Annotated in this window: 21 protein-coding genes; 11 read left to right on the top strand and 10 right to left on the bottom strand. The window is 62.9% G+C overall.

Annotation, left to right across the window (positions count from 1 at the left end):
• The first annotated feature begins 17 nt into the window (after window positions 1-17).
• Together macA and AC07OP_RS27325 are read left to right on the top strand one after the other, a co-directional pair.
• A complete protein-coding gene (gene macA / locus AC07OP_RS27320) occupies window positions 18-1169 on the top strand; it encodes a macrolide transporter subunit MacA (protein ID WP_495102888.1) in 1152 nt (383 codons plus the stop codon).
• Window positions 1170-1172: 3 nt separating this feature from the next.
• Window positions 1173-3131 carry a MacB family efflux pump subunit gene (locus tag AC07OP_RS27325; RefSeq protein ID WP_495102887.1) on the top strand — a complete coding sequence of 653 codons (1959 nt, stop codon included), beginning with the start codon at window positions 1173-1175 and terminating at the stop codon, window positions 3129-3131.
• 48 nt (window positions 3132-3179) lie between these two features.
• Here the strand turns inward: AC07OP_RS27325 and AC07OP_RS27330 are convergent, their stop codons facing one another.
• Together AC07OP_RS27330 and AC07OP_RS27335 are read right to left on the bottom strand one after the other, a co-directional pair.
• The gene (locus tag AC07OP_RS27330; protein WP_495102886.1) at window positions 3180-3848 is read right to left on the bottom strand and encodes a helix-turn-helix transcriptional regulator; all 669 of its coding nucleotides are present in this window, start codon (window positions 3846-3848) and stop codon (window positions 3180-3182) included.
• 155 nt (window positions 3849-4003) lie between these two features.
• Window positions 4004-5248: a methionine gamma-lyase gene (locus AC07OP_RS27335; protein WP_495102885.1), complete on the bottom strand. Its 1245-nt coding sequence runs from the start codon at window positions 5246-5248 to the stop codon at window positions 4004-4006.
• A 123-nt stretch (window positions 5249-5371) separates the two neighbouring features.
• On the opposite strand from AC07OP_RS27335, the gene AC07OP_RS27340 reads away from it, so the two are divergent.
• Window positions 5372-5842, top strand: coding sequence for an Lrp/AsnC family transcriptional regulator (locus tag AC07OP_RS27340; RefSeq protein WP_027606550.1), 471 nt, complete (start codon window positions 5372-5374; stop codon window positions 5840-5842).
• A gap of 100 nt (window positions 5843-5942) precedes the next feature.
• Window positions 5943-6380 (top strand): carboxymuconolactone decarboxylase family protein, encoded by a 438-nt coding sequence (locus AC07OP_RS27345; RefSeq protein WP_065941158.1) that lies wholly within the window; start codon window positions 5943-5945, stop codon window positions 6378-6380.
• Between the two features lie 3 nt (window positions 6381-6383).
• On the opposite strand, the gene AC07OP_RS27350 is transcribed toward AC07OP_RS27345, so the two are convergent.
• On the bottom strand, window positions 6384-8531 hold the full coding sequence (locus tag AC07OP_RS27350; protein ID WP_495102884.1) for a TonB-dependent siderophore receptor: 2148 nt from the start codon (window positions 8529-8531) through the stop codon (window positions 6384-6386).
• Between the two features lie 170 nt (window positions 8532-8701).
• On the opposite strand from AC07OP_RS27350, the gene AC07OP_RS27355 reads away from it, so the two are divergent.
• Window positions 8702-9481 (top strand): acetoin reductase, encoded by a 780-nt coding sequence (locus AC07OP_RS27355; RefSeq protein WP_495102883.1) that lies wholly within the window; start codon window positions 8702-8704, stop codon window positions 9479-9481.
• 307 nt (window positions 9482-9788) lie between these two features.
• Here the strand turns inward: AC07OP_RS27355 and AC07OP_RS27360 are convergent, their stop codons facing one another.
• Complete coding sequence (locus AC07OP_RS27360; RefSeq protein WP_495102882.1) at window positions 9789-10943, bottom strand: acetyltransferase domain-containing protein; 1155 nt, start codon at window positions 10941-10943, stop codon at window positions 9789-9791.
• Window positions 10944-11063: 120 nt separating this feature from the next.
• Between AC07OP_RS27360 and AC07OP_RS27365 the strand changes: the two genes are divergently transcribed.
• Both AC07OP_RS27365 and yfcF read left to right on the top strand, forming a co-directional pair.
• On the top strand, window positions 11064-11600 hold the full coding sequence (locus AC07OP_RS27365; RefSeq protein ID WP_495102881.1) for a DUF924 family protein: 537 nt from the start codon (window positions 11064-11066) through the stop codon (window positions 11598-11600).
• Between the two features lie 96 nt (window positions 11601-11696).
• Window positions 11697-12329, top strand: a complete 633-nt coding sequence (yfcF, locus tag AC07OP_RS27370; protein WP_495102880.1) for a glutathione transferase — start codon at window positions 11697-11699, stop codon at window positions 12327-12329.
• Here the strand turns inward: yfcF and AC07OP_RS27375 are convergent.
• On the bottom strand, window positions 12304-12576 hold the full coding sequence (locus tag AC07OP_RS27375) for a hypothetical protein (RefSeq protein WP_027607230.1): 273 nt from the start codon (window positions 12574-12576) through the stop codon (window positions 12304-12306). The genes yfcF and AC07OP_RS27375 overlap by 26 nt on opposite strands.
• A 132-nt stretch (window positions 12577-12708) precedes the next feature.
• Here AC07OP_RS27375 and AC07OP_RS27380 point away from each other — a divergent pair, with 132 nt between their 5' ends.
• Together AC07OP_RS27380 and AC07OP_RS27385 are read left to right on the top strand one after the other, a co-directional pair.
• Complete coding sequence (locus AC07OP_RS27380) at window positions 12709-13353, top strand: ATPase (protein WP_495102879.1); 645 nt, start codon at window positions 12709-12711, stop codon at window positions 13351-13353.
• Between the two features lie 34 nt (window positions 13354-13387).
• On the top strand, window positions 13388-13720 hold the full coding sequence (locus AC07OP_RS27385; RefSeq protein ID WP_495102878.1) for a hypothetical protein: 333 nt from the start codon (window positions 13388-13390) through the stop codon (window positions 13718-13720).
• 49 nt (window positions 13721-13769) lie between these two features.
• On the opposite strand, the gene AC07OP_RS27390 is transcribed toward AC07OP_RS27385, so the two are convergent.
• Together AC07OP_RS27390 and AC07OP_RS27395 are read right to left on the bottom strand one after the other, a co-directional pair.
• Window positions 13770-14516: a creatininase family protein gene (locus AC07OP_RS27390; protein WP_495102877.1), complete on the bottom strand. Its 747-nt coding sequence runs from the start codon at window positions 14514-14516 to the stop codon at window positions 13770-13772.
• Window positions 14517-14546: 30 nt separating this feature from the next.
• On the bottom strand, window positions 14547-15260 hold the full coding sequence (locus AC07OP_RS27395; RefSeq protein WP_065941854.1) for a murein L,D-transpeptidase catalytic domain family protein: 714 nt from the start codon (window positions 15258-15260) through the stop codon (window positions 14547-14549).
• Window positions 15261-15299: 39 nt separating this feature from the next.
• On the opposite strand from AC07OP_RS27395, the gene AC07OP_RS27400 reads away from it, so the two are divergent.
• A complete protein-coding gene (locus tag AC07OP_RS27400; protein WP_495102876.1) occupies window positions 15300-16901 on the top strand; it encodes a L,D-transpeptidase family protein in 1602 nt (533 codons plus the stop codon).
• On the opposite strand, the gene AC07OP_RS27405 is transcribed toward AC07OP_RS27400, so the two are convergent.
• Entirely contained in the window at window positions 16898-17401 is a 504-nt protein-coding gene (locus tag AC07OP_RS27405; protein WP_495102875.1) for a P-loop nucleotide/nucleoside kinase family protein, read from the bottom strand. The two genes, AC07OP_RS27400 and AC07OP_RS27405, sit on opposite strands and share 4 nt — an antisense overlap.
• Before the next feature lie 74 nt (window positions 17402-17475).
• Between AC07OP_RS27405 and dapF the strand changes: the two genes are divergently transcribed.
• Window positions 17476-18279, top strand: coding sequence for a diaminopimelate epimerase (dapF, locus tag AC07OP_RS27410; RefSeq protein WP_495102874.1), 804 nt, complete (start codon window positions 17476-17478; stop codon window positions 18277-18279).
• Here the strand turns inward: dapF and AC07OP_RS27415 are convergent.
• Together AC07OP_RS27415 and AC07OP_RS27420 are read right to left on the bottom strand one after the other, a co-directional pair.
• A complete protein-coding gene (locus AC07OP_RS27415) occupies window positions 18267-19409 on the bottom strand; it encodes a PAS domain-containing sensor histidine kinase (protein WP_495102873.1) in 1143 nt (380 codons plus the stop codon). The genes dapF and AC07OP_RS27415 overlap by 13 nt on opposite strands.
• Entirely contained in the window at window positions 19399-20214 is an 816-nt protein-coding gene (locus AC07OP_RS27420; protein WP_495102872.1) for an alpha/beta fold hydrolase, read from the bottom strand. Before AC07OP_RS27420 ends, AC07OP_RS27415 begins: the two co-directional genes overlap by 11 nt.
• Window positions 20215-20330: the final 116 nt, after the last annotated feature.

Genomic DNA, 20330 nt, shown 5'->3' on the forward strand with positions numbered 1-20330 from the left:
ACTTTTCATGGTCATTTATGCAAACTTCTAAGCTCCGCAAAACCGGCCTGCTTGCAGTCCTGGCCGTCGCCATCGGCCTCATCGTCTACACGGTCCAGGCGCCCGCCGACGCCCCGCAATACCTTACGGCCAGCGTCGAACGCGGCGATATCGAAAACGCCGTGCTGGCCACCGGCGTGCTCGAAGGCATCAAGCAAGTGGATGTCGGTGCCCAGGTTTCCGGGCAGTTGAAGTCGCTCAAGGTCAAGGTCGGCGATAAGGTGAAGCAGGGCCAGTGGCTCGCCGAAATCGACCCGTTGATCCTGCAAAATACCCTGCGCAAGGCCCAGGTGGATGAGGAAAACCTCCAGGCCCAGCGCCGGGCCACGGCGGCGCAGCTCAAGCAGGCCAGGTCGGTGTATGAACGCTACAAGGGCTTGCAGGATGACGAGTCGGTGTCGCGCCAGGACTTCGAAGACGCCGAGTCGACGTTCCAGGTGCAGCAGGCCAACCTGCTGTCCCTGGATGCGCAGATCAAGAGTGCGCATATCCAGATCGACACCGCCAAGGTCAACCTGGCTTACACCCGCATCGTTGCGCCCATCGATGGCGACGTGGTGGGCATCGTCACCCAGGAAGGCCAGACCGTGATCGCCAGCCAGCTGGCACCGGTGCTGTTGAAGCTGGCGGACCTGGATACCATGATGGTCAAGGCCCAGGTCTCGGAGGCCGATGTGATTCATATCAGCCCCGGCCAGCAGGTGTACTTCACCATCCTCGGCGAAGCCGACAAGCGCTACTACGCCAAGCTGCGCGGTACGGAACCGGCGCCGCAGAACTTCCTCGAAACCCAGACTGCCGGCACCCCCAAGCAGAACACGGCGGTGTTCTATAACGCACTGTTCGACGTGCCCAACCCCGACCATCGCCTGCGCATCGCCATGACTGCCCAGGTGCGCATCGTGCTCGACACCGCCCAGGCGGCGTTGATGGTGCCGGTGGCCGCGCTCGGCCCGCGCAACAACGATGGCCGCTACTCGCTGCGGGTGCTGGACGCCAAGGGCAAGGCCGTGGCGCGGGAGGTGAAGACCGGTATCAATAACAACGTCAAGGTGCAGGTCCTGGAGGGCCTGGCCGAGGGTGAGAAGGTGGTGATCGGTGACGCGTCGCCCACCGTGGCGGGGAACTGACGGATGACCCAGCCACTGTTGGAACTCAAGGGCATCACCCGCAGTTTCATGGCCGGCGAGCGTGAGTTCATTGCGCTCAAGGGTATCGACTTGACCATCCATGCCGGGGAAATGCTGGCGATTATTGGCGCCTCGGGTTCCGGCAAATCGACCCTGATGAATATCCTCGGCGGCCTGGATTACGCCACCGCCGGCAGCTACAGGATCAACGGCATCGAAACCCGCTCGCTGGGCAATGACCAACTGGCGGAGCTGCGCCGCGATTACTTCGGGTTTATCTTCCAGCGCTACCACTTGCTGGCGCACCTCAGCGCGTTGCACAACGTGGAAATGCCGGCGATCTACGCGGGCACCCCGCAGACCCAGCGCCACAGCCGCGCACGTGAGCTGCTGGAACGACTGGGCCTGGCCAGCCACACCAGCCATCGGCCCAGCCAGCTGTCGGGCGGCCAGCAGCAACGGGTGAGTATTGCCCGGGCCTTGATGAACGGCGGGGAAGTGATCCTCGCCGACGAGCCCACTGGCGCCCTCGACACCCACAGCGGCAAGGAGGTGATGCGCATCCTGGCCGAACTGCACGCGGCCGGGCACACGGTGATTATTGTCACCCATGACCCGAAAGTGGCGGCCAATGCCCAACGCATCGTCGAGGTCAGCGACGGCGAGATCATCAGTGACAAGGCCAATGACAGCAGTGGCCTGGACCTGCCTGCCGAGGCGCCGCTCGAGGCCAGGCGCGGCGGAGTACGCCGATTGGTGGCAAGCCTGGGGCTGTTCAAGGAGGCGTTCAACATGGCCTGGGTCGCGCTGGTGTCCCATCGCATGCGCACCTTGCTGACCATGCTGGGTATCGTCATCGGCATCACCTCGGTGGTGTCGATCTCGGCCATCGGCGAAGGCGCAAAACGCTATGTGCTCAAGGACATCCAGGCGATAGGCAGTAACACCATCGATATTTTCTCCGGCACCAGTTTCGGCGACAGCCGCGCCTCGGCCATCGAGACGCTGATGCCCTCGGATGTGGAGGCCCTGAACCGGCTCTACTACGTCGACAGCGCCACCCCGGTGGTGGGCCGCAACCTCTTGCTGCGTTTCGGCAATATCGACCTGGACGCCCAGGTCAATGGCGTGAGCGACCGCTACTTCAAGGTGAAGGGGCTGAAACTCGAAGCCGGCATCGCCTTCAGCGAAAGCGATGCACGGCGCCAGGCCCAGGTGGTGGTGATCGACCACAATACCCGGCAACGCCTGTTCGGGCCGAATGTGGATCCGCTGGGCCAGGTGATCCTGGTGGGCAACCTGCCGTGCACGGTGATCGGCGTGACGGCGGACAATAAGAACATGTTCGCCGCGAGCAAGGCACTCAACGTGTGGGTGCCGTATGAGACAGCGGCAGGGCGTCTCTTAGGCCAGCGCCATCTGGACAGCATCACCGTGCGCATCAAGGACGGCCAGCCGAGCAAGGTGGTGGAAGACAACGTCAATGCGCTCATGCTGCAACGCCACGGCACCAAGGATTTCTTCACCAATAACCTCGACAGCATCATGCAGACGGTGCAGAAAACCAGCCGTTCCCTGGCGCTGCTGTTGTCGTTGATCGCGGTGATCTCCTTGCTGGTGGGGGGCATTGGCGTGATGAATATCATGCTGGTGTCGGTCACCGAGCGCACCCGCGAGATCGGTATTCGCATGGCGGTGGGCGCGCGACAGTCGGATATTCGCCAGCAGTTTTTGGTGGAAGCGGTGATGGTGTGCTTGATCGGCGGGATGATTGGCATCGCGCTGTCCTTCGCCATCGGCTATCTGTTTTCGTTGTTTGTGAAAGAGTGGGAGATGGTGTTTTCCCTGGGGTCGATCATCATGGCGTTTGGCTGCTCGACACTGATCGGCATTGTGTTCGGCTTCGTGCCGGCGAGGAACGCGGCACGGCTGGACCCGATTGAAGCGTTGGCACGGGATTGACCTCCCCGCAGCTGCCGAACCTCGGCGAGGCAGCTGCGGGGAGAGGGCTTAGAGCGCGGTGTCGTCGGTGGAGTACATCCACCGCAACAACGAATGCCGCCCGCTGATCCCCAGCTTGATCGCCGCCCGCTTTAGGTAGCTTTCAATGGTGTTGACCTTTAGTGCCAGTTGCTCCGCCAACTCCGGCGCCGTGCGCCCGGCCAGCAGGCCCACGCACACCTCCAGCTCGCGGTTGGAAAGGCTCAGCCCCGATTGCACCAGGCGTTCCTGAATGCGTCGACGCAGGGTATCGATGCCCTGGTTCTGCGATAGGTGCGGGTCGCTGTCACCGCGGCATGGCTGAATCGCGGTGATGTGTTTTTCCACCAAAGGCAACAACAGCGTGGAGAAGTCCTGCAACATGCTGCGTTCCTGGGGCGAAAAGCTTTCTGACTGGTGGGAGCGGTACACCGACAGCACGTAGCGCACATCATCCTTGTGGCGTGTGAGGTGCAATTGTGCGGCCGGTTGCGCATCGCCCAGGGCCGCCACCGAATCGGTGTAGACCGGGCTGATCTTGCGGCGGGTGTGACCTTCGGGACTCACGCGCACTTGGGTGATATGGGTGGCATCCACTGCCAGTTGGGTGAGGATCAGGTCATGCAGCATGCGTGGGAAATCGCGACTGCCGGTGCTGGCGATGACCTTGCCTATATGTGGGAACAGGTGTGAGTTCATCAGTTCGTCCATGAGTGTCGAATGCAGGACGTATGCTAGTACAGCCTGGCGGCGGCAGGGGGATCCAATCGGCAAAAAACCGTATTAAACCCGGCCAACGGTGGTCGGATCCGTCCGGCCACCGTCGTGGGAAAGCAGAACCGAGGGCCTGGGGCTTATCGCGCCGACTGTACCGCCATCGGCGCTTCGCGCGGTACGGCGCGGGTGCACTTGGCCAGCGCCTGCTGCACGTCCGCCAACAGGTCGGCGACGTCCTCAAGACCCACCGATAAACGCACCAGGCCTTCGCTGATACCGTGATGCGCGCGTTCTTCAGGGGTGTAGGTGCTATGGGTCATGCTCGCCGGGTGCTGGGCCAGTGACTCGGCGTCGCCCAGGCTGACCGCGCGGGTGAACAATGTGAGGGCGTTCATGAAGCGTCGTCCGCTGTCGATCCCGCCCTTGAGTTCGAAGGCGATCATGCCGCCGGCCTGGCTCATCTGCCGCGCCGCCAATGCGTGTTGCGCGAAGCCGCGCAGCCCCGGATACGTCACCCACTCCACGGCGGGATGCGCCTGCAAGGCTTCGGCCACGGCCTGGGCGTTGCTGCAATGGCGGTCCATGCGCAGGGCCAGCGTCTTGAGGCCGCGCATCAACAGGGAGGCGTCCTGGGGCGACATCACCGCGCCGGTCAAGTCCTTGAGGCCTTGCAGGCGAATGCGCTGGGCCAGGGCCTGGTTGCTCACGGCAATGCCGGCGGTGATGTCGCCATGGCCGCTGAGGTACTTGGTGGCCGAGTGCACCACCACATCGGCGCCCAGTTCCAGCGGCCGTTGCAGGTACGGCGTGCAGTAGGTGTTATCCACCACCACGGTCACGTTCGGCTGTTGATGGGCGAGGGCGGCCACGGCGGCGATGTCCACCAGTTGCAGGGTGGGATTGGCCGGGGTTTCGCAGTAGACCATGCGCGTGGCGGGGCTGAGTGCCGCTTGCAGGGCCGCCAGGTCGGTGAGGTCCACGTGGCGCACCTTGATGCCGAATTCGCCGATACCGTGATGCAGCAGGGCGAAGGTGCAGCCGTAGAGTGTCTGGCTGACGATCACCTCATCGCCCGGGCGCAGCAGGGTCCAGAACGTCGCGGCAATCGCGCCCATGCCGGAACTGAACGCCACCGCCGCCTCGCCGTTTTCCAGGGTGGCCATGCGGGACTCCAGCAGGGCCAGGGTCGGGTTGGAAATGCGCGTGTAGAAATGGCCACCGGCCTCGCCGGCGAAACAGGCGGCGCCGTATTCGGCGGTGGGGAAGGCAAACGTGGCCGACAGGTAGATCGGCGGCACGAGTGCGCCGTGGTGGTCCTTGGGGTCGTAGCCGTGGTGGATAGCACGGGTGGAAAAACCGAATGCATTGTGTTTAGTGTTCATGTCGGATGCTCCTTATTTCCTACAATGCTATGCTTATAACCACGGCTGTATTTTCCAAACTTTGCCGACAAATCCCGTGTCCTGGGATGAAAACTCGATAAAAACAATAAACAGAGGCACGTCATGCCCATCACGCTGGATCGCACCGACAAAGCGTTATTAAACGCCCTGCAGGGTAATGCCCGTTTAACCGTGGCCGAGCTGGCCGACCGCGTGTCCCTGACCACGTCACCGTGCTGGCGACGGGTCAGGAACCTGGAGGAGAGCGGAGTGATCAGCGGCTACCAGGCGATCCTCTCGCCCAAGGCGCTGGGGTATGGGGTGACGGCGTTTGTCAGCATCATGATGGAGAGCCACACCCAGGAAATCGCCCGGGCGTTCGAGCAACGCCTGTTGGATATTCCGGAAATCGTGGCCTGTCATAACGTGTCGGGACGCTATGACTTTTTGCTCGAAGTGGTGGCCAGGGACCTGGAGTCGTTCGGCGAGTTTGCGCGGGAGGTGTTGCAGACGCTGCCGTGCGTCAAGGAGATCTATTCGAGTTTTTCCTATAAATCGGTGCGACCGTTGCGGGTGATTCCATTACCAGGTTGATCGCACCATTGGTCACCTGTTCTTCCCCGTAATTGGCTATTTCTCCCCCACGGCCCGGTGGCTAACCTAGCCACCACTTCCCACCGTTCCGGAGTTCCGCATGCAAGCCCGTACCGATTTCTACACCGCTTCCCCAGACGCCATGAAAGCCATGCTTGCCCTGGAAGCCGCCGTCGGCAAACTCTCCATCGAACTGCCATTGCTGGAGCTGATCCGCCTGCGGGTCTCACAGATCAACGGCTGTGCCTTCTGCCTGGACATGCACACCGCCGATGCCCGCAAGGGTGGCGAGACCGAGCGTCGCCTCTACACCTTGTCGGCCTGGCGCGAAACGCCGTTCTTCACCCCGCGTGAACGCGCGGCATTGGCCTGGGCCGAGAGCCTGACGCTGCTGAGCCAGACCCACGCCCCGGACGCAGACTTCACCGCGCTCGCCGCCGAGTTCAGCCCCCGGGAGCAAGTCGACCTGAGCGTGGCCATCGCCACGATCAACAGCTGGAACCGCCTCGCGGTAGGTTTCCGCAAGATGCCTGAATAAGCCTCAGAAATTCACCGAAGCACTCAGGCGCGCCGTCAGCGGCGCGCCCTGGAACAGATAGTCATCGCCCATGTACTCGCCCGCGTCGCGCCAGTAGCGCTTGTCGAACAGGTTGTCGACGCTCAGGCGAAACACCGTCTCGTAGCCGTCGACCCGGGTGGTGTAGCGGCTGCCGACGTTGACCACCGCGTAATCCCCCACCTCCACATTGCCGCTGCGATTGGCGTACTTCTTGGCGCTGTATTGCACGCCGCCGAGCACCGCCAGGCCATTGACCCACGGCAACGCATAATCGGCATACACACTGGCGCGCAGCTTGGGCACGTTGATCGCCTGGTGCTCTTCGTATTCCGGCGTGCCGCTGCCGCTGACCCGTGCACGAATCGCCGCCACGCTGGTGGAAATCTGCAGGCGCTCGGTGGCCCAGCCGTTGGCCGACAGTTCCACGCCGGTGTTTTTCTGTTCGCCCTGTTGCACGTAGGTGAACTGGCCGGCGCCATCCGGCTTGGCGTACTGATAGGCCTGGCGTGTCTGGAACACAGCGGCGGCGAAGCTGATGCGGCGCCAGTCGTATTTCACCCCGGCCTCGATTTGCCGCGAGGTGGTCGGGGCCAGGGTTTCATCGGCGTTGTTGGCAAACCACGGCGCGGTGCCGCCCAGGGACAGGCCTTTGCTGTAACTGGTGTACAGCGAGATGTTTTCCACCGGTTTGTAGATCAACGATGCCTGGGGCAGGAACACGTATTGCTGGGTATGGCGGGCCTGGTTGCCAGTGACACCGTCGAAGGCTTTTTCATCCAGGCGCACTTCACGGCCACCGAGGAGGGTTTGCCAGTCCTCGTTGAGGCGGATGCGGTCGGTGACGAACAGGCCATACTGGCGGCTGTCGAGGGTGCGATGGCTGTCGTTCAACGGCTTGTCGGTGGGCGTGAACGTCGGCGCGTCAGCGTCGATATTGGCCGTGCCGATGTACTCGTTGACGGACTTGCGCTTGTCGATCACCCGGCGAAACGCGCTGGTGCCGAAGGTCAGTTCATGGCCGATGCCTGCGGTGTCGAACAGGCCGGTCATCGCCGCCTGGACTTCATCGTCACGGCGGGTGTCGTCGGGGCTGCGGTAGTCGTAGACGTCGTAGTTGCCTTCGGGCGTGAAGTGGTTGCCGACACCGTTGGTGTCGCCGCCCCAGGCAAACGAACTGTAGTCATCGATCACCACCTTGCTGCGCGCGGCGCTGACGCTGCCTTTCCACTGGTCGCTGAAGCGGTATTCGAACGTGCCGTTGAGGTTCAGCGAATCGATGCCGACCTGCCTGGAACCGCTCTGGTGGCCGAGCAGTTTTTTCGGCGAGGCGTCGTGGGGCACCTCGGTGCCGCCCAGCAACTGGTAGCCCGGTACCGAGCGCTGTTGCTTGTTCTGGTATTCCGCGTCCAGTTGCAGCACCGCGTCGGGGCTGATGTTCCAGTCGAAGGCCAGGGACACAAAGTCGCGCTGGCCGTTGGCGTGCTCCACATAGGCATTGAGGTCTTCATGGGCGACGTTGGCCCGCAGACCGAATTGCTGCTCGCTGCCAAACCAGCCACCCACGTCGGTGGCGATATAGCCACTGCCGCGGTCATCGGTGGACACCGTCACCTGGCGCACGTCTTCCGGGCGCTTGGTCACGTAGTTGATCACGCCGCTGGGTTCGGAAATCCCGCTCTGCAAACCGGCCAGGCCCTTGAGCACTTCCACCTGCTGTTTGTTTTCCAGGGCGACGTTCTGCTCGCCGGTGATGGTGCGTCCGTTGATCTTGTAGCTGCTCGCCGCATTCAGCGAGAAGCCACGCACCACGAAATTTTCGTAGTAACCGATGGGGGCGTAGCTATCGCCCACCGAAGCGTCGTTGCGCAGCACTTCACTGAGCAGGCGCGCTTGCTGGTCCTTGATCAGCGCGGCATTGATCACCGTGATCGAGGCCGGAGTGTCCAGCAGCGGCGCCTCATTGAAGCCGCCGACCGAGGCGGTGTCTGCGCGATAGCCGGACGCGTCCTCGCCCTGGACCTGCACCGCCGGCAGCTCGAGTTGTGCCGCCCAACTGTTGCCGATCCCGCCGCTGAGCAGCAGGCCGAGGACGAAACGTGTACTGACGACGGGACGAAAACGCAAAACCATGGGGGAGGGCCTTAAAGCGCAGGGCGGGGGGCGCATAAGCTAGGCATAACCGCCCGGTTTTACAAGTGAGACGTCCCGTCTCAGCCCGCTCACTGAATGACGTGCCTCTCGACAGCCTGCGTGCCCACCTGCGATAGACAGGACTTCTCTAACCCTTGCAGGAGATCATCATGGGTATCGCTGGAAAAGTTGCGCTGGTGACCGGCGCCGGGCAGGGCATTGGTCGGGCCATCGCCCTGCGCCTGGCACAGGACGGTGCCGACATCGCCCTGGTCGACATCAATGGCGCCAAGCTCGAAGCCGTGGCCGCCGAAGTCGTGGCCCTGGGGCGCAAGGCCTCGGTGTTTATCGCCGACGTGTCCAAGCGCGACCAGGTGGTGGCGGCGGTCGAACATGCACACCAGACCCTCGGCGGATTCGACATTATCGTCAACAACGCCGGGGTCGCGCAGATCGACGCGCTGCTGGACGTCAGCCCGGAACAGGTCGAGCGCACCCTGGGCATCAACGTGCAGGGCGTGTTGTGGGGCATCCAGGCGGCCGGCAGGAAATTCAAGGCGCTCAAGCAAAAGGGCAAGATCATCAATGCCTGCTCCATCGCCGGCCATGAAGGCTTTGCGCTGCTGGGCGTGTACTCGGCCACCAAGTTTGCCGTGCGCGCCTTGACCCAGGCGGCGGCCAAGGAACTGGCGAGCGTCGGGATCACGGTCAACGCCTATTGCCCGGGCGTGGTCGGCACCGACATGTGGGTGGAGATCGACAAGCGCATGGCCGAGATTACCGGTGCCGAAGTGGGGGCGACCTACAAGCAGTACGTCGATGGGATTGCCCTGGGCCGTGCGGAAACGCCGGAGGACGTGGCGGGGTTGGTGGCCTACCTGGCCGGGCCGGACGCGGATTACATGACCGGGCAGGCGCCGTTGATCGACGGTGGGCTGGTTTATCGCTGATCTCCCAAGGCCGACGGTGTTAAATGTGGGAGGGGGCAAGCCCTAATGCCAGTCAGTTAGGGAGGAACACTGTAAATGTGGTGAGCGGGCTTGCCCCGCGTCGGGCTGCGCAGCAGCCCCAGTGCAGCCCCAGTAAAGCGGAATGCGGTGTATCAGAAACTCCATAGCGGCTGTTTTGGGGCCGCTACGCGGCCCAACGCGGGACAAGCCCGCTCGCCACAGGGGAACTCGCCGGTCTCTGAAAATTGTGTAGATACCTATGCCACGATGAGTATGGGCGAGCTCCCACATTTGGAGCTGTGTCAGATTAGAGGTATTTGAGCCAGGCCAGGTCGCGGCGGCGGGCCTTGAGCCCGGCGAACCAGCGCACCGGCGGGTAGAGCGCCAGGGGCAACACCAACGCCACCAGCCACACCGCACCGATACTCTCGAAGCCAAAGTAGTTGCCCTGGTTCAGGCCAAGCAGCGCGACACAGGCGACATACAGCACTTTCAGCACATAAAGGTGCAGCAGGTAAAAGAACATCGGCACGGACCCAAACACCGCCAACACGCCGATCCAGCGTCGATGCCCCGCGCGTTCAAACGCCAGCAACAGCAACAGTCCAATGCCCAGAGTCAACGCCAGGAACAGCAGCGAAGGCGGGTACTTGGTGACGTTGAAAAAGCTCATCAGCGTCTGCACGCCGTTGTCATATGCCTGCCAGGGTTTCTCGCCGTAGCCATTGAGCCCACGCAACAGCACAAACCCCAGCAACGCACCCAAGCCGCCGAGCAGCAAATACCACTGGCGCACGGCAGGCCGCGTGGCATTGGCAAACCACGGTCCCAGGCCGTAACCCAGGGCAATCACGCCGATCCACGGCAGTACCGGGTAGGTCGTGCGCAGGCGCAGGCTGTCGGATACGTCAATCCAATTGCGTTCATGCAGGATCGTCCACGGAATATGCAACGCCGAGCCTGGGTCGAAGTGCAGCCCATCCAGCAGGTTGTGCCCGCCGATGATCACCAGCGCCAGCACGATCAACAGCGGGCGCGGCAACCACACCAGGGCGGCGAGGGCGAGCATGCTGATGCCAATCGCCCAGATCACCTGCAGATAGATCACGCTGGGCGGCAACTGGAAGGTCCAGGCGAAGTTGACCAGGGTGAACTCCAGCACCACCAGGAACACCCCGCGCTTGAACAGGAACGCCGACACATCGCGGCGGCCCTGGTATTTCTGGCCGTATAAAAACGCGGATAAGCCCGTGAGCAACACAAACACCGGCGCGCACAGGTGGGCGAGGGTGCGGCTGATAAACAACGCGGGCTCTGTGCTGTCGATGCTCATCGGGTCGCTGACCTGGCGATGCAGCAGGAAGGTTTCGCGTACGTGGTCGAGCAGCATGAACAGGATCACCAGGCCGCGCAGGGCGTCGATGGAGAGCAGGCGTTGGCGCAGGGGAACGGCATCGGTCATGGGCGGAATCACAGGGCAGGGCGGAAAATTGGCGTTATCCTATAACATTAATCAACGTGTTGCCCTCCATTGATCCCGCTTCTGATACCTTCAGTGAACTCACACCCGGAGACCCTGAGCATGAGCACCCCTCAAACCGTCATCGACTTCTGGCAGCACGCCGGCCCCAAGCGCTGGTTTGCCAAGGACGATGGGTTCGACGCCACCTTTCGCGACACCTTCCACGCCACCCACCTGCAAGCCGCCCGGCGCGAGCTGGAAAGCTGGCTGGATTCAGCCGAAGGCGCCTTGGCCTTGCTGATCCTGCTCGACCAATACCCACGCAACGCCTTTCGCGGCACCGCGCACATGTTCGCCACCGACCCGCTCGCGCGCCTGTATGCCCAGCGCATGGTGGACGCCGGGCTCGACCAGCAGGTTGAGCCGGCATTGCGGGCGTTCTGTTATTTGCCGTTCGAGCACTCGGAAGACCCAAAAGACCAGCAACGCTCCCTGACCCTCAATCAGCAACTGGATGCCAACACTTACCGCTGGGCCAAGGAGCACGCGCAGATCATCGAGCGCTTCGGGCGCTTTCCCCATCGCAATGCGGTGCTGGCCAGGGTCACCACGGATGATGAGCGCGCCTTTCTGGACAAGGGCGGGTTTGCCGGTTAACCCGCTATTCCGCCCGGGAATGCCCCTATAAAAACCGCGCATTGTCTTTCTCGGCGCGCATCTCGTAGCGTAGGGCTTCACCCAAGGAGCCCCGTTATGAACCAGCCCCCGTTGCGCCTCTACGTTGATTCGCTCTACACCAGCCCGTACGCGATGTCGGTGTTCGTCACCCTGCGGGAAAAAGGCCTGGCCTTCGACCTGGTCACCCTGGACCTGGACACCGCGCAGAACCAGACGGCCGACTTTGCCCAGCTATCCGTGACCCAGCGCGTGCCGACCCTGGTAGAGGGCGATTTTGCCTTGTCGGAATCCTCCGCGATTACCGAGTACCTGGACCAGGCCTACCCCGAGACAGTCGTGTACCCGGCCGATCCCAAACAGCGGGCGAGGGCACGACAGGTGCAGGCGTGGTTGCGCAGTGATTTGCTGCCGATTCGCCAGGAGCGTTCGACCCTGGTGGTGTTTTATGGGCAGAAAATGCCGCCGTTGTCAGCCGACGCCCAAGGGGCAGCCCGGCGCTTGATCAGTGCGGCGCAGGTGCTGTTGGCGGGCAACCCTTCGTACTTGTTCGGTGAGTGGTGCATTGCTGACGTGGACCTGGCGGTGATGCTCAATCGTCTGATTCTAAACGGCGACAGCGTACCTGCCGAGTTGGTGGCTTATGCGCAGCGCCAGTGGCGCCGGCCGTCCGTGCAGGGGTGGGTCAACCTGCAACGTCCTGCGCTGTAGCGCTGGCCGTCATTTGCATGACGCGCCGGTCCAGGTCTTCCCAATCGGCCATGCCCAGCACCCGCGTGGTGTTCAAGCCACGCAGGTAGCCGCGCAACTGCTGGGCACTGGCGTGCACCTGGTCGGCCTCCGACGCCTCATCCAGCAGTACCTGTTCATACTCGACCAGGTAATCGGCGACCCGCTCGCGAAACTCCGGCAAGACGGCTTCGCGGATGCGGTCGAAGGTTTTCTGGTGGGGCTTCATGGCGTGGTCCTTATAGGTTTTATGTGAGCACTATCGGTTCAGATAATAGTCACCATCATGCAACGCAAGTTCTGTTTTTTCAGGAAAAGCGCAAAATCACCCCCATCGAGACGCTGTTCAAGGAAATGCGCGATGAGGACGTTGATTCAGCTGGGTTTAATGATGCTGATGCTGGGCACTGTGATCGTCAACAACGCAGCGATCGCTGATGAATTGCGTGCAGGCCATTTGCTACCTATCGTCGGTAGCGTAGACTCCCTGCAGCATGCGCAATCGGTGGGTGTGTTGTTAAGCGATAACACCCGCGACAACCTCAGCTACCTTGAACGCTACCACGACATGGCCTTGAACGGCGCCAGGGATACCCTTGACGCACGTATCCGCGAGGCGTTCGTCAACAGCTCCGACCCGGAACTGGCCATTGATTGGTTAATGGGCTCGCTGCAGGGAACCTTTTTGTCGGTGACGGTCTACGACAACCTGGATGCCCTGGTGCAGGCTCGCCCCGATGTGGTGGTGATGCTCGATACCCATAACCAATTGCTGACCCAGCGCAACGATCAGGTCGAAGCGCGTTTTATCGCACGGTTTTATGACGCGAACCTGCAATACATCGCCAAGGCCGAAGGCTCGGTGCACAGGCAGGTGCCCTCGGTGTGGGTGCACGACAAGGCCGCACCGGAGATTGCCGCGCGGATCGAACAGCAGCGGGATGTGCAGCTCGATGCGTTGAAGCAGTTCGATGCCTCGCTCAAGGCGCTGGTTCGCGCGGGTTGATGTGAACCTTTATTTTTAGACTCAGGATTTTTTCATGCGCTCTTTTTTCGTACCGGTCGCGGCCCTGTTGCTGGCCGGTTGTGTTTCCGCCCCCAATAATCCGACCTTGACCCTGCAAACCGGCAAGAGCCCGGAAGCCTATGTGCAATGCCTGCTTCCTAAGCTGGAAAAGCACGGGATCACGTCGACGGTGACCCAGACCTCGCGCCACGCCAAGCTGGTGTTGACCAGCAAGATTGCCGCCGATGACGTGCTGGAGGTCTACAAGGCGGGGGACGGCGGCAAGGTGTTTTTGTACGAGCGCAAGCCGCTGGCGTCGACCATTACGCCGTCGCGGCTTGAACAGGTGGCGCAGGAGTGCAGATAACCCATGTGGAAGAGGGCAAGCCCCTTCCACATTTGAATCTGCATAAGGCCTAAGGTCTGGCTTCGTTGCTGAAGCTGTTAACCGTTTTCACCAGCCCTTGAGCCGCCAGTGCCACCAACTCCCCACCTTTCTGCACCGTCGCCAGCGCCGGGTCCGAGCCCATGCGCCCGTCGGGGAAGCGGGCGCGGAAGTCCAGGGCCTCACGGATCGGCCCGGTGTTGGCGATCTGCGGGGAGTAGTCGGCCGATTTGATCGCGTCCGGAAACGCCCACTGCGTCACCGCGATTTCCGAAGGCGTCGCATGGCTGCCATGGCCTACCGGGAATTGGCGGTGCGCCAGGTCAGTGACGCCTTCCAGGTCCCACCAGTTCACCAGCTTCAACGCAAACCCGGCAGGGCGGCGGCCGAAGCTCGCCTCGGCGTACAGCTCGGAAAACGCCGCTTCAATCGTGGCGATATTGCCGCCGTGGCCGTTCAGAAACAGGATCTTGTCGAAGCCATGCCCGGCCAGCGAGCGCACCCAGTCGCCAATCGCAGCGATAAAGGTGGAAGGGCGCAGGGAAATGGTGCCGGGGAAACCCAGGTGGTGCTGGGCCATGCCGATATTGAAGGTCGGGCCGATGAGGATGTCGGCGTTCTTTTGCGCCTCATGGGCGATGATTTCCGGGCACATCCAGTCGGTGCCCAGCAGGCCGGTGGGGCCGTGTTGTTCGTTGGAGCCGATGGGGATCACCACCGTGCGGCTGCGTTCCAGGAACTGCCCGATCTCGATCCAGGTCGATTGATGTAGAAGCATGCGAAGCTCTCTTTTATCTGTGGGGACAGGCTAACCGCCACGGATTGTACGACTACTCGCCACCTGCTGGGGTTTGCAATTGAGGTACGTCGAGGACTTCAGCCAACGTTGGTCGGGGTACCACGAAAACATGAACTGCCCATCCTTGAGCTTGTCCACCACCTGGCGTGCCACCTGCGGGCGCACGGCCGGGCAACCCTGGCTGCGGCCGATGCGGCCTTCGCGCTTGCTCCACAAGGGGCTGACGTAGTCGGCGGCGTGAATCACGATGGCGCGGTCGCGGGCCTGGTCATTGAACCCCGGCTCCAGGCCGTCCATGCGCAGCGAGTAGCCATGGGTGCCCAGGTAGCTTTCCTGGGTGCGGAACAGGCCCAGGCTGGATTGATGGCTGCCTTCCAGGTTGGAGAATTGGGTGGCGAAGTTTTCCCCGGACTTTGCGCCGTGGGCCACCAGGTCGCGCAGCACCAGGGTTTTCTTGCGCAGGTCGAAGATCCACAGCCGACGGGCGGTCGAAGGCTGGGAGTAGTCAATCACGGCCAGGCGCTCGGAGCGTTCTTCGCCATTATTGACGGCGCATTGCACGGCGTTCAGGGCGCTTTTCAGTACCGTGGGATTGAGTTCTGGAGCCGAGCGCGCCAGGCTGCTATACAAGGAAGGAGGGTTGCCATTGGCGGCGAGCGTAATATTGCTCAGTAAAGCCAGGCCCACGGTGACCAAACCGAGGCGGCATATAAAAGTCAGCATCTACAGTACATCCCCCCACTGTGGATTGGAGCAAAGCTATTGTTCAAAAAACACGCATGTTACTTGAGCATTTGCCTGCTCGTTGCACCATTGGTCGCCACAGCCGACGTGCTGCCGGTCGAGCCATTGCCGGTCACCACGCCGGCGCCGGTCGAACTGGCCCCGCTGCAACAGGCGCTGGCGCAACTGCCGGGTGTCTGCCCCGGCCTTGCCGCGCAGATAGATGCTGCCACGCAACTGCGCCTGCAAGCGTTCTACCAGCAGCAGGGGAATGGGCCGCTGTGGTCCGCCAATGATCGCCGCGAGGCACTGCACGCCCAATTGCAGCTGCTCGCCGACGACGGCCTGGACCCCACCCACTATAGTCTGCCTGCGACGGATGCCACGGCCAATGTGCTGTGCAGCGACATCGACATCAGCCAGCACTACCTGCAAGCCCTGCAGGATCTGCATTACGGGCGCCTGCAGCAATCGCGCTTCGAACCGCTGTGGCATTCGCAGCCGCCCACCCGCGACCCCGACACCGAAGTGCTGGCCCTCTCGGCCCTCGGCCTGCAAAACATGGCGCAAGCCTTTGACCAGGCGCGCCCCAGCGCCGATCTGTACCGCAGCCTGCGCAACGCCTATTCCACGGTGCGCCTGCAACCCTTGCCCCATTGGGATCCGGTCGGCAGCGGGCCGTTATTGCGTCCCGGCATGGACGACCCACGCGTCCCGGAACTGGCCCGTCGGCTCCACAGCGGTGGCTACCTGTCCGTGGAACCCAAGGGCGCGGGCAAACAATACGGTCCGGAACTGGTCGCGGCGGTGAAGGCCTTCCAGCTCAGCCACTCCCTGCAATCGGACGGCGTGATCGGCGCCGGCACCGTGGCCGAACTCAATATCAGCCCGGCCATGCGCCGCGAACAACTGCGTATCAACCTCGAGCGTTTCCGCTGGCTGGCCCAGGACCTGGAGCCCGAAGGTGTACTGGTCAATGTGGCCGCCGCGCAACTGAGCGTGTACCAGAGCGGCATCCCGGTGTGGCAAACGCGCCTGCAAGTGGGCCGCGCCGAACGCCAGACGCCGCTGCTCAAGTCACGCATCACCCGGCTGACCCTCAACCCCACCTGGACCATCCCGCCCACCATCATGCGCGAGGACAAACTCCCGGCCATCCGCCTCAACCCCGAGTACCTGCGCCAGCAGAACCTGCAAGTGCTCGACGCCGAAGGCCACCCGCTGGCGCCGGAAAATATCGACTGGGCGCGCCCCGGCAATATCCTCCTGCGCCAGGAAGCCGGTCCGCGCAACCCGCTGGGCAAGATCGTGATGCGCTTTCCCAACCCGTACTCGGTGTACCTGCACGACACCCCGAGCCAACCGCTGTTCACCAAAGGCCCACGGGCCTTCAGTTCGGGTTGCGTAAGGGTTGAACAACCGCTGCTGTTGCGCGACCTGCTGGTCAGCCCGGCCGAACGCGCGCGCACCGATGAACTGCTGGCCACCGGCGTGACCCATGAATTCCGGCTGGCCACCCCGGTGCCGGTGCTGCTGGGCTACTGGACAGTGCAGGTCGACGGCCAGGGTGACCTGGTGTATGCGCCGGATATTTATGGGCGCGACCTGGTGTTGATGAAGGCGATGGGGAGTGTGCTCTAGGGCATTGCCGTGTGGGCAATGATTGACGCGACGGCCTCGGTAGCTGTCACGGAGGCCGTGTCCAGGGTCAACACGGGTTGGCCCCAGCGCTCGTATTCGTGCGTCGATACCGACTGCCAAGTCGGCGGCGTCAACCCAGGAATGTCGCCCGTACGGGTTTCCACCCGGCGCCGGTGTTCGTGTGCGTCTGTACACACCACCTGAATATTGACCAGCGCCACGTCTGCCGTCGCGGCCGTCGCTGCCCAGGCTGCCCGACTTTCCTGGACCGGATTCACGCAATCGGCGACGACCCTATGGCCCAACTGCAAGTTACTCAGCGCCAGCGCATTCGCCACGCCGTAGCCGCTGGCACCGACATCACCTGCCAATACGCCCGCGTCGCGAATCGCCTGTTCGATCACATCGATGCGCAGGTAAACCGCACCGGTCTGGCGCGCCAACTCGCGGGCAATCGTGGTCTTGCCGGTGCCGGGCAGGCCGCTGAAGACGATAAGCATGCTTGACTCTCGATAAGGGTGGGTCGGTTCAGGGTATCCTCCCGTTCCCCCACCGGTCGACCCCAGGACAGCCCATGACCTTGCCGTTCACAAAGATGCACGCCCACGGCGACGATTTCATCATCATCGACCGCCGTGGCCTGGACGACCCTGTCACCCCCGAGGTTGCCCGCCGCCTGGGCAATCGCCACACCGGCATTGGCTTCAATCAACTGGCCGTGGTGCTCGACTGCGAAGACGCCGCTGCGCGCATCAAGTTCTGGAACCCCAACGGCACGCCGCTGCAAACCTGTGGCAGCGCCACGCGTGGGGTGGCCGACCGCTTGATGCATGAAACCCGCAGCGATTCGGTTGTGCTGCGCACCGACCGGGGCCTGTTGACCTGCGTGCGGGTAGCGGATCGTCAAGTGTCGGTCAACATGGGTGAGCCGTCGCTGGACTGGTCGGCCGTGCCGCTGGCCGAGGCCATGGATACGTGCACGTTACCGATAGCGGGCAACCCGGCGGCGTGCAGCATGGGCAACCCCCATTGCACGTTTTTTGTGGCCGACATCAACGCCATCGATCCGGCCGCCGTCGGCCCGGCGCTGGAAATTCACCCGCTGTTCCCGGCCAGGACCAATGTGCATTTCGTGCAGGTGCTCGACCGTGGGCATATCCGCCTACGCATCTGGGAGCGTGGCGGCGGTGTGCCGCTGGGTTCCGGTTCGTGCTGCTGCGGCGCGGTGGTCAATGGCATCCGTCGTGGCTTGCTGGACGCCACGGTGCAGGTGCAGTGCGATGGCGGTACGGTCACGGTGCACTGGGACGGGCAGGGCGGTGTGGTGTTGACGGGCAGTGTGGAGCCGATCATGCAGGGCAGTGCCTACCTGTTCTGAAACGTCACCGTGAAGGTGGTGCCGGCCGTGGCACAGGAACTCACCGCCACATCGCCGCCATGGACCTTGGCCAACTCCCGCACGATATACAGGCCCAGGCCCACGCTGCGCACGTCGCTGCCCTGGTCGGTGCCGCGGGTCATGGGCTCGAACAGCCCGGCCAGCAAACCTGCCGGAATCGCCGTGCCGTGGTTGTGCACCGTCACTTCGCAAGCGCCGGCATCCAGGCGTGAGGTGATGGTAATCGGCCGTTGCAGGTCGCCATAGGCCACGCTGTTGGCGACCAGGTTGCCGATGATTTGCTGCACGCGATCGGCATCCAGGCAGGCGTCGCCACGGCCCTGTGCGTGATGCTCCAGCGTTGCCTTGGGGAACGCCACGCGCAGTTCGTCCACCGCGCGATGGATCACCTCGTGCAGGTCCAGAGGCGCCGCCTTGATAGTGATGCCGTGGCCGACCCGTGCCTGGGTAAAGTCCAGCAGGTCGGCGATCATGCGTTGCGCGCGCTCTGAGGACTGGCCGATGTGCCCCAGCAGTTGGCGCTCCTTGGGCGTGCGTTCGCCACGGCTGAGAAAGTCCGAGGCCATGCGGATCGCCGTGAGCGGGTTTTTCAGGTCATGGCTGACAATCGCCACCATCTGCTCGGCAAACAGGGCGCGATGCTGGGCGATGGCGTAGGCCTCGTTCAGTTCGGCCTGGGCTTGTTGCAGCGCGACTTCTGTGGCGGTTTTTTCCTGCAACAGCGCTTCGGCCAGGTGGCGCGCGTTGAGCAGCTCGCGCTCGTATTTGTCGCGGTCGGTGGTGCCGAACAGCGCCAGGTCGTACACCACGGCGCCGGCCTGTTCGCGTTTGTTGCCGTTGAGCAGCACGGTCAGCTTGTGGCCATCGCGGTGCAGCAGGTCCAGCTTAACCTCGGTGACGCTGCCGTGCATGCGCAGCATGGGCGCCAGGTGAGTCTGGTGGAAGATCCTCCCGCCCGTGCTCAGCAGGTCCTGGAAGCGCCGGCCCTGCAGCGCGGCGATGCTGAACCCCAGCCAGCCGCTGAGGCGCGCGTTGGCCTGCAGGATCGTGCCATCTTCCGTGGTGACGGCCAGGGCGCAGGCGGCGCTGTCGAACAGATCAGCCGGCACGTGCGGCCATCCACGGCACGAGGAAGGCGTCCATGGCCGCCGCGCAGGCCTGCGGCGCGCTCATGTGCGGGCAATGGCCGACGTTGTCCACCAGGCAATAGGTGCTGTTGGGCAGCACGCTGTGCAGGTATTCACCCACGGCCACCGGGGCGATCAGGTCGTCACTCGATTGCAGGATCAGCACCGGGGTGGGCAGGCCGATCACGTCCTGGCGGTTGTCCGACATAAAGGTCACGCGCGCGAACTGCCTGGCGATCTCCGGCTCGGTGCGGCAGAAACTCTCGGTCAACTCGTCGCTCAGCGCCGGTTGGCCGGGGGCTCCCATGATCACCGGGGCCATGGCGCTGGACCAGCCGAGGTAGTTGCTGTCGAGGGTGTCGAGCAGGTCGTCGATGTCGGCGCGCTTGAAACCGCCTACGTAGCCATCGTCATCGATATAGCGTGGCGACGGGCCGATCATCACATGGGCGGCGACACGGCCGGGGGCCAGGCGGTCGGCGAGAGTGCCGATCATGGCACTGACCGAGTGTCCCACCAGGATGACCGGGCCCTCGGCAAAGGCCTCGATGATCTCGTTCAAGTCGCGGGCATAGCCGTCCAGCGCGCTGTACTTGGCCTTGTCAAAGGCGTTGAGGTCGGACAGGCCGGCGCCCGCCAGGTCATACAGGACCACGCGAAAGCGCTCTTTGAACTGCGGCGCAAGGTAGTTCCACATGGCCTGGTTGCAGCCGAAACCATGGGAAAACACCAGGGTCGAGTGGCCGTCACCCATCACGTTGACGTTGTTGCGCTGGAGTAGGCCCATGGGGATCTCGAAGTTATGGCGTATTGCTAGGTGTGCTGCAGTTTAGATAGTCGATGGCTTTGGGTCACGCGTTATAGCGTCGATAGGGTAAAGTCAGCGCCTTCAGGAAGAAACTT

Source organism: Pseudomonas sp. GW821-FHT09D08, from assembly GCF_059416305.1.

Excerpts from the sequence above, each read along its gene's own strand:
- AC07OP_RS27355 (WP_495102883.1), top strand. The coding sequence starts at position 8,702 with ATGGGTATCGCTGGAAAAGTTGCGCTGGTGACCGGCGCCGGGCAGGGC.
- AC07OP_RS27420 (WP_495102872.1), bottom strand. The coding sequence starts at position 20,214 with ATGGGCCTACTCCAGCGCAACAACGTCAACGTGATGGGTGACGGCCAC.
- AC07OP_RS27385 (WP_495102878.1), top strand. The coding sequence starts at position 13,388 with ATGCGCTCTTTTTTCGTACCGGTCGCGGCCCTGTTGCTGGCCGGTTGT.
- AC07OP_RS27380 (WP_495102879.1), top strand. The coding sequence starts at position 12,709 with ATGAGGACGTTGATTCAGCTGGGTTTAATGATGCTGATGCTGGGCACT.
- AC07OP_RS27360 (WP_495102882.1), bottom strand. The coding sequence starts at position 10,943 with ATGACCGATGCCGTTCCCCTGCGCCAACGCCTGCTCTCCATCGACGCC.
- AC07OP_RS27345 (WP_065941158.1), top strand. The coding sequence starts at position 5,943 with ATGCAAGCCCGTACCGATTTCTACACCGCTTCCCCAGACGCCATGAAA.
- yfcF (WP_495102880.1), top strand. The coding sequence starts at position 11,697 with ATGAACCAGCCCCCGTTGCGCCTCTACGTTGATTCGCTCTACACCAGC.
- AC07OP_RS27350 (WP_495102884.1), bottom strand. The coding sequence starts at position 8,531 with ATGGTTTTGCGTTTTCGTCCCGTCGTCAGTACACGTTTCGTCCTCGGC.
- AC07OP_RS27395 (WP_065941854.1), bottom strand. The coding sequence starts at position 15,260 with ATGCTGACTTTTATATGCCGCCTCGGTTTGGTCACCGTGGGCCTGGCT.
- dapF (WP_495102874.1), top strand. The coding sequence starts at position 17,476 with ATGACCTTGCCGTTCACAAAGATGCACGCCCACGGCGACGATTTCATC.
- AC07OP_RS27325 (WP_495102887.1), top strand. The coding sequence starts at position 1,173 with ATGACCCAGCCACTGTTGGAACTCAAGGGCATCACCCGCAGTTTCATG.
- AC07OP_RS27335 (WP_495102885.1), bottom strand. The coding sequence starts at position 5,248 with ATGAACACTAAACACAATGCATTCGGTTTTTCCACCCGTGCTATCCAC.
- AC07OP_RS27365 (WP_495102881.1), top strand. The coding sequence starts at position 11,064 with ATGAGCACCCCTCAAACCGTCATCGACTTCTGGCAGCACGCCGGCCCC.
- AC07OP_RS27375 (WP_027607230.1), bottom strand. The coding sequence starts at position 12,576 with ATGAAGCCCCACCAGAAAACCTTCGACCGCATCCGCGAAGCCGTCTTG.
- AC07OP_RS27390 (WP_495102877.1), bottom strand. The coding sequence starts at position 14,516 with ATGCTTCTACATCAATCGACCTGGATCGAGATCGGGCAGTTCCTGGAA.
- macA (WP_495102888.1), top strand. The coding sequence starts at position 18 with ATGCAAACTTCTAAGCTCCGCAAAACCGGCCTGCTTGCAGTCCTGGCC.
- AC07OP_RS27405 (WP_495102875.1), bottom strand. The coding sequence starts at position 17,401 with ATGCTTATCGTCTTCAGCGGCCTGCCCGGCACCGGCAAGACCACGATT.
- AC07OP_RS27340 (WP_027606550.1), top strand. The coding sequence starts at position 5,372 with ATGCCCATCACGCTGGATCGCACCGACAAAGCGTTATTAAACGCCCTG.
- AC07OP_RS27330 (WP_495102886.1), bottom strand. The coding sequence starts at position 3,848 with ATGAACTCACACCTGTTCCCACATATAGGCAAGGTCATCGCCAGCACC.